This is a genomic window from Enterococcus sp. 9D6_DIV0238 (assembly GCF_002174455.2).
Taxonomy (GTDB): domain Bacteria; phylum Bacillota; class Bacilli; order Lactobacillales; family Enterococcaceae; genus Enterococcus_L; species Enterococcus_L dunnyi.
Genome location: NZ_CP147246.1, coordinates 2,988,605 through 3,004,154 on the forward strand (window position 1 = coordinate 2,988,605; position 15,550 = coordinate 3,004,154).

The window sequence follows — 15,550 nt, forward strand, 5'->3', positions numbered from 1 at the left end:
AAGAAGTATATTTGAAACTGTTTAAAAAAAAGTTGAAGATGAAAGTGTAGCAAAGAGCTGTTTCAATTAAGTGATATACCGTTTGTATGCAGCAGCCTAGTTACGTAAATACGTCGATCTTGAAAAATAGGAGGAATAAAGATGAGTGAATTGAATGTGTTATTAGTTTGTGGATCAGGTGCCAGCAGTGGATTTATGGCAGCAAATATGCGAAAGGCAGCTAAGTCCAAGGACCTGAATATGAATATTGTTGCTAGAAGTGAGTCGGAAATTGAAAATTATATTGAAGAAATCGACGCGCTGATGGTTGGGCCTCACCTTGAGTACATTATTGACGAAATCGATGAGATCATTCATGGATTTCCAGTAAAAGTAATTCTGATGAAGAAAGAATATTATGCAACACTTGACGGAGAAGCTGCGATCGAGCACTTATTAGCATCAATGAAGGAAGAAGAATAAAAAAGGAGGAGTAAGTGATGAACAAATTGATTTTCTGGCTGGAAAATAGTTTTTCACCAAAGATGAATAAAGTGAACAACAATCCTTGGATCGTTAGTATCAAGGATTCGATCATGCAAACATTGCCGTTTATCTTTTTAGGATCAGTCTTTTCAATGCTGGCGATTCTAAATGATTACTTTCCAGCATTACCAAGTTTTTGGGTACCGTTTGGCTGGACGATGGGGAAAATTTCATTATTTGTTGCTTTTTTGATTCCATTTAATTTAATGGAAAAAAAAAGATTAAGAAAACAGCGGATCGTTGCTGGTATGAGTGGTTTGGTCTTATTTTTGATGATCATTTCACCGCAAGTGGAAAAAGATAGTGTCATTGGTTTTGGTCACGATGCTTTGGGCGCTGGTGGAATGTTTGTGGCGATCGTAGCTGGGCTGATCGCAGGATTCGTTTTGGTGACGCTAGGCAAATTCTCTTTCTTCAAAGAAGAATCGGTGATTCCGGATTTTGTTAGAGCGTGGTTTGATTCGATGCTGCCGATCGGAATCATTGTGATTTTCGGCTGGGTCGTTGTCTTGATCATGAAAGTCGATCTGTACAATATCGTTTTAAGTATTTTTATGCCATTATCAAGTTTTATGGAATCACCAGGCGGTTTTGTCGGTATGATGTTCTTGATTTGTTTCTTGTACTCAATGGGAATCTCAACGTGGGTCTTGACGCCAGTGGTACAGCCTGTTTTATTAAAAGCGATCGCTGAAAATATCGCTCTTGTTCAAAATGGTACAGCAAGTGTTGAAACATTGAATTTGGTAACTAGCAGCACGTTATATTCTGCGTATCTTTGGATTGGCGGAATCGGTTGTACGATGCCGCTTGTTTTGATGATGATGCGGGCGCGTTCAAAAAAAATCAGTGCTTTGGGGAAAGCCTGTATTGCACCTTCGATTTTTAACATCAATGAACCAGTGATTTTTGGTGCGGTTGCTTGGAATCCGCTTTTAATGATCCCGATGTGGCTTCAGGGGATCATTTTACCGATCGTGATTTATATTTTTACGAAAGTGATCCCATTTGCACCGATTCCTAAAGTTCAATTTGAACTGTGGTATTGTCCGTTTCCGTTTGCGACATGGTTTACCACTGGAACGATCACAGGTTTGATTTTGATGGTCGTGATTTTTATGCTCTCGGCTGCAATTTGGTATCCATTTTTCAAAGCATACGACGATCAAGAAGTAAAAGCAGAAAACCAATCATTGAAGGAGGCTTAAAAGGATGGATGATCTATTATCAGAGCAAGCCATGAAAATCATTTTATATGCTGGAGATGCCAGAGTCAATTGCCGAAATGCACTTGTTGCTATTGAGAAAAATGATTTTGATACAGCAAATGAAGAAATGAAGCTTGCAAAAAGCAATATCACACAAGCACATCAGGTACAGACAAAAGCGATTCAAAGTGAAATGGAAGAAGAAGCAGAAGAACATCCTCATTCACTACTGTTTACACACGCACAGGATACATTGATGACGATTTATAGTGAGATCAATATGGCGAATCATTTGATCAAGATAGCCAAGCAGATCGATGAACGACTACAACAACTTGAAAAACAATAAAGAAAAGAGGTAAGACGGATGTATCAAGTACCAAAAGGGTTTCCAAAAGATTTTTTATGGGGCGGCGCTGTTGCAGCAAATCAATGTGAAGGAGCCTATGAATATGAAGGCAAAGGCACAAGTGTTGCTGATATCAATGAATTTAGAGCAGATTTGCCTTTAGAAAAGCGCTCAAATGCAGAGATATCGACTAGTTATATTGAAGAAGCTTTGAACAGCAAGACGGGAGTATTTCCGAAAAGATGGGGAATCAACTTCAAAGAAACGTATCCTGATGACTTGAAGCTCTTAGGCGATATGGGCTTAAAATTATTTAGAACATCGATTGACTGGTCACGGATTTTTCCAAATGGCGATGAGTTGGAGCCAAATGAGGCTGGACTCCAGTTTTATGACAAACTGATCGATGAAATCATTGCAAATGGGATGGAACCGATGATCACTCTTTCTCATTATGAGATTCCTTTGAACCTGACATTGAAGTATCAAGGTTGGTACTCACGGGAAGTTGCAGACTTCTTTATTCGTTATGCCAAGGTCATTTTAGATCGTTACAAGGGAAAAGTAAAATATTGGATCGTGATCAATCAGATCAATTTGATCGGGCATGAATCCTTCAATCACTTAGGAATTGCGGAGGATAAAGTAGATAATTTGCTGGAGGCAAAATATCAAGGGGTGCATCATATGATGGTGGCTTCTGCTGCAGTTACTGAATATGCGCATCAAGTAGATGAAAATTATGAAGTTGGCATGATGCTATGTGGAGGACCGGAATACGCTGCGACTTGTCAGCCGGAAGATGTATTGGCAACATTAAAAATCAATCAAATGCAGTATTTCTTTGCGGATGTATTGTTGAGAGGATACTATCCAGGCTATGCGTTTCGCTATTTTGAAGAGCAGGGAATCAAGCTCACCTTTGCTGAAGAGGATGAAGCAGTTTTAAAAAATACAGCTGATTATATGTCCTTTTCATACTACTATACGCAAATTTGTGATGCAAAGCATGATGAACCTTACCGAAATAAAGAATTACCAGCAAATCCTTGGGGCTGGACGATCGATCCCTTAGGACTAAGAACATTGCTGAATTCTTTTTATGACCGTTACCAGTGTCCGATCTACATTACTGAAAATGGGATCGGCTGTTATGACAAACTGGAAGCAGATGGAACGATCCACGATGATTACCGAATCGATTATTATAAAGCGCATATCGAACAAATGAAAGAAGCAATCAAAGACGGTGTGGATCTTAGAGGCTATTGTGCGTGGGGGCCGATCGATATCATCAGCTGTTCTTCTTCAGAGATGAGCAAGCGTTATGGTTTTATTTATGTGGATCAGGATGATTATGGCAAAGGCAGTCAAAAACGCTATTTGAAAGATAGCTATGCCTGGATGAAACAAGTGATCGAGACGAATGGGGAAGCTTTATAATCGATTGGAGGAGTTCGATAGTGAAAAAGAGTTGGGTAGTATTTGTTGGTTTAGTATTTTTGTTGAGCGGCTGCAGTACTGGAAAAACAACTGAGAAAACAAAAGCATCTGAAACGAAAGCGAAACAAGAAACAACCTTATATTTTGTCCGACATGGCAAAACGATGTTCAATAAAACAGGCCAAGTTCAGGGCTGGTCTGACACGCCGCTGACTGACGAAGGGGTGCAAGGAGCCAAGGAATTAGCGATAGGATTAAAAGAAACACCCTTTGTTTTAGCATACTCGAGTGATTTAGGCCGAGCCATGTCTACGGCAAATCATATACTCGATGAAGGCGATCGCAAAGGAGTAACGCTGGAGACCTTATCAGGATTAAGGGAATGGAATTATGGCGGCTATGAAGGTCGGGATAATGCGGATATGTGGACACCGATTTTTGAAAAAAATGGGCTAAAATTTGATGAGGAATGGACTCAATATGGAGAACTGACAAGAAAATTAAGTGATGAAGAGATCGCTGATGAAATTGCCGCAAATGATAAAACTGGCACTGCTGAAAATTACAAACAGATCGTTAAACGATCGAAAGAAGCAATGGACCAAATTTTAGTAGAAGCGAAAGTAAAAGGCGGCGGGAATGTGTTGATCGTGGCTCATGGTAGTGAAATCCCGACGATTTTGGAAATATTAGTTCCAGGAGGCTATCAAGGAGAAGACATCAAAAATTGTAGTGTAACAACAGTCAAAGTCAAAGATGATACATTTACGATTGATAAAATCGGTGACCTAAGTTATTTGGAAAAAGGAAAAGAATAGAACATATAGATGTAAAAGAATAGAGAAACCGTACGATGCATGCCTTGCATTGTACGGTTCTTAGTTTATTCTACTCTGAAAAAGCTGTTTATTTTCTAGTCAATTTTACCACAGCTTCACAACGTGCTGTTTGTGGAAACATATCTACTGATTGTAAATAATCGATGTCAAAGACTTTAGCTAGATCAACTAGATCTTTTGCTAAGGTCGATACATTACAAGAAATATAGACCATTTTTTTAGGCGGCTGCTTCATGATCGCATTCAGCAGCTTTTGGTCTAATCCAGTTCTAGGTGGGTCAACGACGATTGCATCGGGTTTAAAGCCAGCCTGTAACCATTTCGGCAATAACTCTTCTGCTGTGCCGACTTCATAATGGGTGTTGGTGAAACCTAAGCGCTCAGCATTGAGTTTGGCATCTTCGATCGCCGCAGGAATGATGTCCATTCCTCGAACTTCCTTAGCTTTTTTAGCAAGGCTTAAACCAATCGTACCTACACCGCAATAAGCATCGACAACGGTTTCGTTTTCCTGTAAATCTAATGCTTTGATCGCTTCATTATATAAAACCTCGGTCTGTTCCGGATTTAATTGGAAAAAGGCTCTTGGTGATAAATCAAAAGTGACCTCGTTGATTTTTTCTTCGATGCTTTCTTTTCCCCATAAATGGATCGTTTCGTCACCCATAACGATCGATGTCCGCTTGTTTTGAACGTTTTGCATAATTGACACAACTTCGGGAAGCTGCTGGGTGATTTCATCGATCAATACATGTTTTTGCGGGAACTTTTTTGATTGAGTGATAAAAACGACTTGAACTTCATTGGTTTTGATGCCGACACGAACCATCAATGTACGGAAGATACCGCTATTTTTGCGTTCATTGTAGATCGGCAGTTGATATTTATTTAATAATTCGACTAAAGCGTTCATAACCTTTGTTGTAGCGGGTTGCTGTACGAGACAATCATCGATCGGAACTAAGTGGTGTGAATCCGCTTGATAGAGTCCCGCTTCGATTTCTCCGTCGATTTTCCGTAACTGAAATTGTGCTTTATTCCGATAATTCCAAGGCTTTTTCATCCCGATTGTTTTTCGCAATGGATACTTCTCGAAATTTCTTGGTTTAAATTTGTTCAAGGCTTGTTTTAATAGATCCTTTTTAAACGTCAATTGAGCTGGATAAGCAAGGTGCTGTAATTGACAGCCACCGCATTCTTCATAGACAGGACAAGGCGGTACCACACGTTCAGGTGCGGATTTAATGATCTTTGTTAGTTGTGCTTCCACGAAGCGGGGAGCGACTTTTGTGATTTTTACAGAAATGTCTTCTTTAGGTAAAGCACCTGGAACAAAAACGATCGTCTTTTTATAATACCCGATACCTTCTCCGTTGATGCCTAAACGTTTTATCTTCAAAGAAATACTTTGGCCTTCTTTTAATTGATGTGTGGTCATGGTTTCATCCTTTTATTTCATGATTTTATTAAGTACTGTGTAGTTGTTCTAAAACTTTGCTTTTTTACTTCATCCTATTTTAGCACAATTTGACTGGTTTAGCTTCTGTCATTTATATGTTATAGTAGAATATATGTTCTCACTAGAAAGGCGGAGGAAGATGGAAACAATCACGAAAATCACGAAGGACAAAGGGCAGTTTTATTTAGTCTGGCTGTCTTCGGGAGAAAAATTACGCGTATCAGAAGATACACTCGTCCGTCAGCGCTTATTAAAAGGACAAGAACTAACTGATACAATGATCGAACAAATAAAAAAAGCTGGTTCGTATGACGTTGGTCTGCAGCTGTCTTTAAATTATCTTAGTTATCAATTACGCTCGAAAAAAGAAATTCTTGATCATTTGAAAGAGAAAGAGATTTTACCGGAAGATCGAAAAAAAATCGTTGCTCGGTTAGAAGAGATGAATCTGCTGGATGATAAATCTTTCAGTGAAAGTTATGTACGGACTTTGATGCGAACCAGTGATAAAGGGCCTAAGATGATCGAACAACAACTAAAACGCAAAGGGCTGAGCGATGAAGATATTCAGCATGGTTTGACTTTTTATGCAATGGAAGATCAAGTTGAAGTCGCTGCCGCTGCCGCTCAAAAGGCAATGAAACGCTATAGAACGAAAAGTTTTAGAGAGGCATTGCAGAAAGTTCAAATTCACCTGATGCAAAAAGGATTTAACCGTGAGGTGATCGATCTAGCGCTTGAAGGGTTAGCTTTTGAACGGGATGAGGAACAAGAGATAGAGGCAATCAAAAAAGAAGGAGATAAGCTTTGGGAGAAACACCGTAAGCTTGATCCTTATAAACGCTCGATGAAGGTCAAACAAAGTCTGTTTCAAAAGCAGTTTGATTCAGAATTGATCCAGCAATATTTTGATGAAAAGGAATTAGAGGATGAAGAATGAAAAATATTGGGAGACATGGAGCACAGAAAAACTTCAGTCTTTTCAAGAAGAATTTATTGATTGGTATGAAAAAGAAAAACGTAACTTGCCATGGCGCGTCAATTTAGATCCATACCGTATTTGGATTTCAGAGATCATGCTGCAGCAGACACGTGTCGATACTGTGATCGATTATTATTATCGTTTTATGGAGTGGTTTCCGACGATCAAAGACCTGGCTGAAGCACCTGATGATCGTTTATTAAAAGCTTGGGAAGGGCTGGGCTATTATTCCCGAGCTAGAAATTTAAAAGTGGCAGCGCAACAGATCATGACAGAATTTGATGGCCAAATGCCCCAAACGATCGAGGAAATCAGGCAATTGAAAGGAATCGGACCGTATACGGCAGGAGCGATCGGCAGCATTGCCTTTCAACTGCCAGAACCAGCGATTGACGGAAATGTGATGCGTGTGGTCAGCCGTTTATTTGAAATCAGTGATGATATTGCAAAAGCTGGCAGCCGCAAAGTTTTTGAAGAAGCGATGTATAGAATCATCGATAAGGAGCGTCCGGGGGATTTCAATCAGGCAATGATGGATCTAGGTTCAGCGATCTGTACACCAACGTCGCCTAAATGTGAGGAATGCCCAATTCAGCAATATTGTTTGAGTTATGAAATGAATACAATGACTGATTATCCAGTCAAATCAAAGAAACAAAAACCGAAAGATGTTTATTATGTAGGTGGGATCATCGAAAATAATCAACGGGAGTTCTTGCTGGAGCAGCGTAGTGCTAAAGGGTTATTAGCGAATATGTGGCTATTTCCGATAGAGGAAGTCAGCAAGGAACGATTTGATTTTCTACAAAAATCACGGGTAAAAGAAGAACAACAGTTATCTCTTGAATTTGAAGAAACACTTTTTGTCGCAGAAGAAAATTCAGAGATTTTTGAAGAGTATCCTCAGGTTGTTTGGCAAAAGCGAAACTTGGGAGAAGTCGTTCATATTTTTAGCCATTTAAAATGGCATATTCTGGTGTTTTATGGAAGACAAACAGGTCCAATTTCTATCAATGACAATCAGAATTGGATAACTCCAGAAGAATTTTCAAACTATGTATTTCCAAAGCCGCAGCAAAAAATGGTAGAACTTTATCAAAAAGAATTTAGAATGAAGAAATAATTAGTTGGTGCGAACGTTAAGTGCCCATGAAATAGCTAGGAGATTCGCACCGAAATTTTTTAAGATTTCAGCTGTAAAAGGCTGTTTTCTCATTTATATTTAATGTTATAATCGCCTTAGTCGTGGAACGGCTGGGATATGTCAGATATTTCAGCCTATTTCACAGTCTAGCTCTGTTTAGAGCTAGTGGATTGAAATTTTCGAGCGGAAACCAAATATAGCACCCTTTTTTGTCTAGCTCTATTTAGAGCTGGATTTTTTATTATGAAATATAATAGACTAAAAGTTATTTAAACGTAATTTATAGTATTTCATTTAAAACAGTCGTAAGAAATCAAACTCCTTAGTATGCAAAGTTGAAAATTATGATATAATTATAGTGATATCGGTGTAATGAACACCCAAACGAAGCGCAATCAGCTTTGATATGCGATTTTTCGTACGAGGGAAAGTTGGGGGACTATGGCAATTCCAAAAGAAGGTGAATTTGTAACGATCCAAAGTTACAAACACGATGGACATTTGCATCGAACATGGCGAGATACTATGGTATTGAAAACAAGCGAGTATTCTTTGATTGGCGTTAACGATCATACTTTGGTGACAGAGTCTGATGGGCGTCGATGGGTTACTCGGGAACCAGCGATTGTTTATTTTCATAAAAAATACTGGTTCAACATAATAGCGATGATCAGAGAAAAGGGGGTTTCTTATTACTGCAATCTTGCGTCACCATATCTTTTAGATGATGAAGCATTGAAGTATATCGATTACGATTTGGATATCAAGGTTTTTCCTGATGGAGAAAAACGTTTGTTAGATGTAGACGAATACGAGTTTCACAGTAAAATCATGGAGTATCCGGAAGATATCGATTTTATTCTAAAAGAAAATGTGAAGACATTAGTGGATTGGATTAATAGTGGAAAAGGTCCGTTCTCTGAAGACTATGTGAATATCTGGTACCAACGCTATCAGGAGCTATCTAGAAAATAGCGAATGTAAGATGTTAAGTGAATAATAAAACAGCAACTAAAACAAGTAGATGTTTTGGCTGCTGTTTTATTATTTTTTTACTGTAGCGTTTTATTCATTTGATAATGCTCTATATTAGCATCAAGGAACATATCGCCTTCTTTAACGTAACCCATCCGCTCATAAAATCCCAAAGCAGTGATTTGTGCACCTAAAGTGATCACTTTATATCCTTGCTCTTTTGCAAATTCTTCGGCTTTTTCTACAATGATCCGGCCGTATTCTTTACCTCGATACTCTTTTTGAACAGCCATTCGTTGTAGTTTTATCCTATCATTTTCAAGTGGTAATAGGCGACAAGTAGCGATGGGTTTGTTATCATCACCATATAAGACAAAATGAATGCACATTGCTTCATATTTATCGATTTCTATCTCGCTAGGAACCCCTTGCTCCAGCATGAATACTTGATGACGGATTTGAACGGCATCTAAATAGATGTCGCTCATCGTATCTCTTGTTTGAACGATTTTCATTTGGCACCTCTAACTCTTATTATTTTATTTATTATACCTTAAAATCATTGTTGAAATAAAGATTTGTAACTTTTTTAGTTATAGATCAGTTATAATTGAAATCTTAACTATTCTGTTGAATAAATGAAAAGGAGGGATAACCTTGAACGCAAAATTTGTGTATATTTTGGGGATATTTACTATTCTGTTTATCATTGTTGCTATTATTATCAATATCTCACCTTATCCCGTAATCTTTTTCGCAAAGCATACAGCGTTTAAAATTCCTAAGGAAACAAGAGCAAATCAATATGAGGATGGGAATGTAACAGTTTTTGTAAATGAGTCCTATACATCAGCTTATAAAAATAATCAATTTGATCTCTATTTGCCTAAAAAACAAATGGCAGGAAAACCCGTTATCGCATGGGTACATGGCGGTGGCTTTGTTGGTGGAGATAAATTAGAAGAAAAAGAATTTGCAACAAAACTAGCTGAAGAAGGATATACAGTTGCTGTAATGAACTATGCACTTGTTCCAGAAACTAAATATCCTATACCAGTCGTTCAGACCTCAGAATTTTTAGCCTATTTAAAAAAGCATGCCGAAAACTATTCGATCAATTTGGATAATCTTTTTATCGCAGGTGATTCTGCCGGAGCTCAAATCGCAAGTCAATTTATCACAACACAAACGAACGAAGCATATCGTGAACTTATGAATATCGATCAAGTAATAAAAAAAGATCAAATTAAAGGTAGTTTACTTTATTGTGGCGTATACGATGTACCAGAGGTCGTCCACTCCTATTCAATACCGCCAGTTAAATTTATGTTTCAAAAAATCGGTTGGGGCTATGCACGGGATAAAAACTGGCTTCATGGTAAATTGGCAGAGAGTTCTGTAATATCCAATTTTGTTACTGCAGATTTTCCACCTGCCTATATCACAGACGGCAATACGCTATCCTTTGAGAACCAAGGTAAAAAGTTAGTCAGAACATTGGCTTCTAAAGATATTTCTGTCAGTCAACGATTCTTTCCAAAATCAGAATATAAAACAGCTCATGAGTACCAATTTGAAATGAAATCAGAACCTGCGAAAATTGCATTTAAAGACACCTTGACTTTCTTGAACAAGTATAAACAGAGGTGATTTTTATAGGTCCAAAGAAGTATTGCTATCTTATATAGGAAAAGGTATGCTAAAATCTATAGGTAAGAAATTGAACTTTTTCAGATATAAAATAGTATCAGATCTTCGTAAGAGAGTATTGATCATTTGCTGAGAACCACAATGGAAGAATTTGAGTTGATGATGAACAGTACAAGACTTTCGAAGAAAGTGTTGATCATTTATTTTATCCAGCTGCACAAATCAATCCTTAGGAAAATAGATAAATTGCCAGTGTGACAAAGGGCGTCACAAAGTCAATTTCCTAATTTTCTACAGGATTAGACGATTTGTTCCGCTTTTATTTTAAGGAGGAGTATTTGTGTTTGAACGTTTAAGGCAATCTAAGTTATTTTTTTGGTCAGCGGAGTTATTGGTTATTGCTACGTTGATTCTTGTCTCTTCAAAAATCAATTTTATTTTTGCACCAGTAGGGACATTTTTCTCGACATTATTTGCGCCAGTACTTGTGGCAGGGTTTCTTTATTACATTTTGAATCCGATCGTCAATTTATTGATGAAAACTAAGATGAAACGAATTTATGCGATTTTGATCGTATTTTTGCTTTTGATTGCAACGATCGTATTGCTTTTAGTCAGTGTTATTCCTAGTTTGGTTTCTCAATTATCTAGTTTAGCATCGAATATGCCTGAGGTATTCAAGGGTGTGGAGGCTTGGGTCACTCAGATGTCTGAGCTGCCGATTTTCAAAGAAGCAGAATTGACGAAATATATTGAGCAATTGGACATTTCATATGGGAATATCATCCAGCAATTTTTGAGTGGTTTATCAAGTAGTTTAGGCTCCATCGTTTCAACGGTTGCCTCAACGACGATCATTATTGTGACAGCTCCATTCATCCTGTTTTATATGCTAAAAGATGGTGATCGCTTAGTTCCTGGAATCAAGCGTTTTTTACCGAAAAAACGTCAGGATGACATCGTTGAATTATTAAATAAATTAAATAAAACATTATCAAGTTATATCAGCGGACAAGCAATCGAATGTTTATTCGTTGCTACATTTACTGTGATTGGCTATTCTCTGATCGGTGTACGCTATGCCTTTTTATTCGGTGTTATCGCTGGTATAACCAATTTGATCCCATATTTAGGACCGTATTTAGGTTTAGCCCCAGCTGTGTTTGTGACCGTTTTTGACGAGCCATTCAAAGCATTGCTTTGTTGTTTAGTCGTATTGGTTGTACAACAAATTGATGGAAACATCATTTATCCAAATGTGATCGGTAAATCTTTACAGATCCATCCTTTAACGATCATTATCATTTTACTTGTTGCTGGAAATATTGCCGGACTGTTAGGGATTTTCTTAGGTGTTCCATTTTATGCGATTTGTAAAACGATAGCAATTCATGTATATAGCATGGTGCGTAAGGATAAAATGGCTGAGGATTTAGTGCTGGATTTAAGTGGCGAAATAAATTCACCATCAAGTAAGGAAAAATAGGGTGAGAATATTGAAATCACTTTCTATTTGTGATACGATTTCATCGTGACTACATTGTGTAGTCACGTTTTTTAAAACGAAAGAGTGATCTTTCAAAATACTAAAATAGTTAAATGACCTGTTTAACTATTTTACAGACATTTAAGGAGAGAAAACATTATGAACAATGCTGACCCCGATAGTCAGTCGCTTATCGCACAAGTCTTATTATTGATCGTGTTAACCTTGATCAATGCATTTCTTGCGGCATCAGAAATTGCGGTAGTTTCTGTAAATAAGAATCGTGTTGAACAAAAGGCAGAAGAAGGAGATAAAAAAGCGATCAAGCTTTTAAAAGTCCTTAAAGATCCGACCAGTTTCCTATCAACGATCCAAGTTGGTATTACCTTAGTCAATATTTTATCTGGTGCATCTTTAGCTGATTCTTTGTCTGCAAAATTAGCCCCAATTTTAGGTGGAGGAGCTGCAGCAAAAAATCTTGCCAACATTATTATTTTAGCTTTACTGACATATGTTTCGATCGTTTTTGGTGAATTATATCCTAAACGAATCGCTATGAATAAATCTGAGGAAGTTGCTCAATTTACGTCTGGCTTTGTCCGCACGATCGGTGTTGTTGCTCGACCATTTGTTTGGTTGCTTTCTGCATCGACAGATTTACTTTCGAAGCTGACACCAATGAAGTTTGATGATGCTGATTCTAAAATGACGCGTGATGAAATGCGCTATATGCTGGAATCAGAAGGTGTGCTGGACAATGACGAATTGGAAATGCTCCAAGGAGTCTTTTCTCTAGATACAAAAGTTGCTCGTGAGGTCATGGTTCCACGAACAGATGCCTTTATGATCGATATCGAAGATGATATCCACGAGAATATCAATGCTGTTTTATCAGAAAACTTTTCAAGAATACCTGTTTATAACGAAGATAAAGATAAGATCGTAGGGATTCTTCATACGAAAAACTTATTGAAAGCTGCCCATACATTCGGTTTCGATAATGTTCAGCTAAAAAATATCATCCAAGAGCCATTGTTCGTACCTGAAACAATTTTTATTGATGATCTATTGTATGAGCTGAAAAGAACACAAAATCAAATGGCGATTTTGCTTGATGAATACGGTGGTGTCGTTGGACTAGCTACCTTAGAAGATTTATTAGAAGAAATCGTTGGAGAGATCGATGATGAATCTGATGAAGTCGAAAATCTATATACAAAGATCAATGAACATGAATACTTGATTCAAGGTAGAATGCTGATCGATGAGTTCAATGAAGCGTTTGAAACTGATCTTCATATGAGCGATGTTGATACGATGGCTGGCTACTTGATCACAGCTTTAGGAACGATTCCGGATGAGGGAGAGAAATTATCCTTTGATGTTGGGAATTTGACATTGACTTCTGAAGAAATGGAAGGAACTAGAGTGTTAGCTTTAAAAGTTGTTTTTCATGATGAAGAAGAGGTTGATGAAGAACCAGAAGAAAATCGTCGTTTCTTCCGTAAAGAGCTGGAAGAAGATGAACCAAGAAGATAGAGTTAAAGAAGACTAACGTTAGATGTTAGTCTTTTTTTGTTGGATTAAATTACTTCCTTTTTGATTATGAACATCTTTGATTGCTTGATAGAGACTGAGATATTGTTCATCACTATCTGCAGAAAAACGAAACACAAATGAAGGTAAAGGACAATCTTCGGGAATCAAGAAAGAAGAAGTCGTTACCATAAAATCAAAAGAGGAAAATTCACCATATTTGTATGCGACTAACTGAACGAAAGGAATATCTTTTATAAATTGCGTCAATGGTTCAACCAAGAGATAGTTTGACTCTGCTACTAAAGCAATTCGAATAAGATTATTCCCTAGAAAAGATTCATAAAGTGGAACAAGTAAAGCCGAAAGTGTGTCAGATAAAGCATCGATATTTGTTTTTAGCCAAGCGTAGTTTTTTCTGTTAGAAATTTTTTGAAATAATGCTTTGAATTCAGTAAATAATTGATAATAATATTTATTTTTTGAATAAATATTATTATCAGTCAAGTGAAATAAGGTAGGAAACCTTTGCTGGATAATGCTATGAGAAAAAAGAATGTTGGCAACATTTCCAAAAAGGATTACCTCATTGTTCCAAGAAAAACCAATAGGCATAAACTTATCTCTAAAGAAAACAGTAAATTCTTCCAGTAATTTTGTAGCACTATTTGAATGTTTTTCCAAATAAGAATCTAGAAGTAATAATCGATGCTCACCTTCTCTAAAAAAATTAGGGGATGCGATCAATAAGAATGCTGCAAATTGAGCTTCAGCAGCTAAAGCATCTGGATCTTTTATCAGGTTCCCAAAATGAGTAATAGTGTATACTTCAGGAACACTGATATACGGCTCGATTTCTGTTTTTTCTGTTAAAACATTTCCTTTTCGTATTCGTAAATAGACGATATCAAGCATTAAAGAAATCTGTTTGCGAGCGCCATAGCTAAAGGTATCTGGAAAATAGGGGCTGACAATTTTGCTGACCTCATCATAAGTGATTGGGTTACGCTTGATTTTTGGCAGGTTGGTTCCTTGAGTGGTCATCCAAATGAGATTATAAAATAAGATCCGAATGATACGTTCATCACCTGAGAGACTCAATTGAGAAATATTTACTCTGATCGTAAAGTGTTTGAAGTAATCGATCAATAGTTTTGATTTGCGAACGACAGTTGTTCTACTTTGATAATGTTTATCGCAAAATCGATCTAGATTATCTTCAGGAAAATAGAGCAACGAGATCAATAATTTGTATGGGATACTTTGTGTGATCAAATACTGATAATACATATCATAAGTGATATTTTGCTTGTGATGGACACCATTTTTTGTGAGCAGATCGACCTTTTTACCAGTCATATCCGTTAAATCTTGCTGAATCAGCTCAAGGAGATAGACAACTCGACTATACGAATAATCAAGTTTACTCTCAAAAAATTTGATGCTATACCTCTTATCAGAGAAAAGGGTTAGTAGTCGAAAAAGAGTTAATTTACGTTTATCAGTGTTTTCCAACATCATTGCATCTAACATTTTTTCACATCCTCGTATAAAATATTTATCAATAAAAATAAGTTAGTTCGTTTTTTTTGAACAATTTGAATAAAAGAGCGTCAATTAATAACATACGTTTGAAATTGATGCTTGAAAATCAAGATATTTTTGGATAAAATAACAAAAATTATTTTTAGATAACTAAAATAGTGTGTCTATGCGCTTATTTGCGCAATTATAACTCTGACTTTATACTTGTTTTATGGTTACAAAGTAATTTCTATTTAAATTACTACTGTTTTTCCTAGGTAACTTATCAAGAGGTGTTTCTTCCCCTATTATTAAGTGTCAGGCATGGTCTTTAGACTTTGTCTGACTCTTTTTTTGAAACTTAGCTAAAGCCTTTGAAAACTAGGGTAATTACATGATATACTACACTAGTTGAATAATAAAGACCAAG

The 15,550-nt window shown here is 37.0% G+C and carries 14 protein-coding genes; 11 read left to right on the forward strand and 3 right to left on the reverse strand.

All coding sequences use genetic code 11. The features are described 5' to 3' along the window. Nucleotides 1-141: 141 nt before the first annotated feature. Genes A5889_RS14095 through A5889_RS14115 form a run of 5 tightly spaced genes read left to right on the forward strand, consistent with a single transcriptional unit; the run spans nucleotide 142 to nucleotide 4,343 of the window. Nucleotides 142-462: a PTS sugar transporter subunit IIB gene (locus A5889_RS14095; protein ID WP_087639432.1), complete on the forward strand. Its 321-nt coding sequence runs from the start codon at nucleotides 142-144 to the stop codon at nucleotides 460-462. A 17-nt stretch (nucleotides 463-479) separates the two neighbouring features. Then, on the forward strand, nucleotides 480-1,733 hold the full coding sequence (locus tag A5889_RS14100) for a PTS sugar transporter subunit IIC (RefSeq protein ID WP_087639433.1): 1,254 nt from the start codon (nucleotides 480-482) through the stop codon (nucleotides 1,731-1,733). A 4-nt stretch (nucleotides 1,734-1,737) separates the two neighbouring features. After that, complete coding sequence (locus A5889_RS14105) at nucleotides 1,738-2,082, forward strand: PTS lactose/cellobiose transporter subunit IIA (RefSeq protein ID WP_087639434.1); 345 nt, start codon at nucleotides 1,738-1,740, stop codon at nucleotides 2,080-2,082. An 18-nt stretch (nucleotides 2,083-2,100) separates the two neighbouring features. Then, nucleotides 2,101-3,525, forward strand: a complete 1,425-nt coding sequence (locus A5889_RS14110) for a glycoside hydrolase family 1 protein (RefSeq protein WP_087639435.1) — start codon at nucleotides 2,101-2,103, stop codon at nucleotides 3,523-3,525. Nucleotides 3,526-3,545: 20 nt separating this feature from the next. Next, entirely contained in the window at nucleotides 3,546-4,343 is a 798-nt protein-coding gene (locus A5889_RS14115; protein WP_207114626.1) for a histidine phosphatase family protein, read from the forward strand. A gap of 88 nt (nucleotides 4,344-4,431) precedes the next feature. On the opposite strand, the gene rlmD is transcribed toward A5889_RS14115, so the two are convergent. Further along, entirely contained in the window at nucleotides 4,432-5,802 is a 1,371-nt protein-coding gene (gene rlmD, locus A5889_RS14120) for a 23S rRNA (uracil(1939)-C(5))-methyltransferase RlmD (RefSeq protein WP_087639437.1), read from the reverse strand. Between the two features lie 160 nt (nucleotides 5,803-5,962). On the opposite strand from rlmD, the gene recX reads away from it, so the two are divergent. The 3 genes from recX to A5889_RS14135 all read left to right on the forward strand — a co-directional run bounded on the left by recX (nucleotide 5,963) and on the right by A5889_RS14135 (nucleotide 8,924). Beyond that, nucleotides 5,963-6,763 carry a recombination regulator RecX gene (gene recX / locus A5889_RS14125; RefSeq protein ID WP_087639438.1) on the forward strand — a complete coding sequence of 267 codons (801 nt, stop codon included), beginning with the start codon at nucleotides 5,963-5,965 and terminating at the stop codon, nucleotides 6,761-6,763. Next, entirely contained in the window at nucleotides 6,753-7,928 is a 1,176-nt protein-coding gene (mutY, locus tag A5889_RS14130) for an A/G-specific adenine glycosylase (RefSeq protein WP_087639439.1), read from the forward strand. The genes recX and mutY overlap by 11 nt, the downstream gene beginning before the upstream one ends. A 462-nt stretch (nucleotides 7,929-8,390) precedes the next feature. Further along, on the forward strand, nucleotides 8,391-8,924 hold the full coding sequence (locus tag A5889_RS14135; protein ID WP_087639440.1) for a nucleoside tri-diphosphate phosphatase: 534 nt from the start codon (nucleotides 8,391-8,393) through the stop codon (nucleotides 8,922-8,924). A gap of 77 nt (nucleotides 8,925-9,001) precedes the next feature. Here A5889_RS14135 and A5889_RS14140 read toward each other — a convergent pair whose 3' ends face one another. Further along, nucleotides 9,002-9,439, reverse strand: coding sequence for a GNAT family N-acetyltransferase (locus A5889_RS14140; RefSeq protein ID WP_087639441.1), 438 nt, complete (start codon nucleotides 9,437-9,439; stop codon nucleotides 9,002-9,004). Between the two features lie 142 nt (nucleotides 9,440-9,581). On the opposite strand from A5889_RS14140, the gene A5889_RS14145 reads away from it, so the two are divergent. The 3 genes from A5889_RS14145 to A5889_RS14155 all read left to right on the forward strand — a co-directional run bounded on the left by A5889_RS14145 (nucleotide 9,582) and on the right by A5889_RS14155 (nucleotide 13,599). Next, nucleotides 9,582-10,574, forward strand: a complete 993-nt coding sequence (locus A5889_RS14145) for an alpha/beta hydrolase (RefSeq protein WP_087639442.1) — start codon at nucleotides 9,582-9,584, stop codon at nucleotides 10,572-10,574. Between the two features lie 340 nt (nucleotides 10,575-10,914). After that, nucleotides 10,915-12,060 carry an AI-2E family transporter gene (locus A5889_RS14150; RefSeq protein ID WP_087639443.1) on the forward strand — a complete coding sequence of 382 codons (1,146 nt, stop codon included), beginning with the start codon at nucleotides 10,915-10,917 and terminating at the stop codon, nucleotides 12,058-12,060. Between the two features lie 159 nt (nucleotides 12,061-12,219). Beyond that, complete coding sequence (locus A5889_RS14155) at nucleotides 12,220-13,599, forward strand: hemolysin family protein (RefSeq protein WP_087639444.1); 1,380 nt, start codon at nucleotides 12,220-12,222, stop codon at nucleotides 13,597-13,599. Nucleotides 13,600-13,617: 18 nt separating this feature from the next. On the opposite strand, the gene A5889_RS14160 is transcribed toward A5889_RS14155, so the two are convergent. Further along, nucleotides 13,618-15,129 (reverse strand): helix-turn-helix domain-containing protein, encoded by a 1,512-nt coding sequence (locus tag A5889_RS14160; protein ID WP_087639445.1) that lies wholly within the window; start codon nucleotides 15,127-15,129, stop codon nucleotides 13,618-13,620. Nucleotides 15,130-15,550: the final 421 nt, after the last annotated feature.

Coding starts and splice junctions, on each gene's coding strand:
- A5889_RS14095 (WP_087639432.1), top strand. CDS start 142: ATGAGTGAATTGAATGTGTTATTAGTTTGTGGATCAGGTGCCAGCAGT.
- A5889_RS14100 (WP_087639433.1), top strand. CDS start 480: ATGAACAAATTGATTTTCTGGCTGGAAAATAGTTTTTCACCAAAGATG.
- A5889_RS14105 (WP_087639434.1), top strand. CDS start 1,738: ATGGATGATCTATTATCAGAGCAAGCCATGAAAATCATTTTATATGCT.
- A5889_RS14110 (WP_087639435.1), top strand. CDS start 2,101: ATGTATCAAGTACCAAAAGGGTTTCCAAAAGATTTTTTATGGGGCGGC.
- rlmD (WP_087639437.1), bottom strand. CDS start 5,802: ATGACCACACATCAATTAAAAGAAGGCCAAAGTATTTCTTTGAAGATA.
- recX (WP_087639438.1), top strand. CDS start 5,963: ATGGAAACAATCACGAAAATCACGAAGGACAAAGGGCAGTTTTATTTA.
- mutY (WP_087639439.1), top strand. CDS start 6,753: ATGAAGAATGAAAAATATTGGGAGACATGGAGCACAGAAAAACTTCAG.
- A5889_RS14135 (WP_087639440.1), top strand. CDS start 8,391: ATGGCAATTCCAAAAGAAGGTGAATTTGTAACGATCCAAAGTTACAAA.
- A5889_RS14140 (WP_087639441.1), bottom strand. CDS start 9,439: ATGAAAATCGTTCAAACAAGAGATACGATGAGCGACATCTATTTAGAT.
- A5889_RS14155 (WP_087639444.1), top strand. CDS start 12,220: ATGAACAATGCTGACCCCGATAGTCAGTCGCTTATCGCACAAGTCTTA.
- A5889_RS14160 (WP_087639445.1), bottom strand. CDS start 15,129: ATGTTAGATGCAATGATGTTGGAAAACACTGATAAACGTAAATTAACT.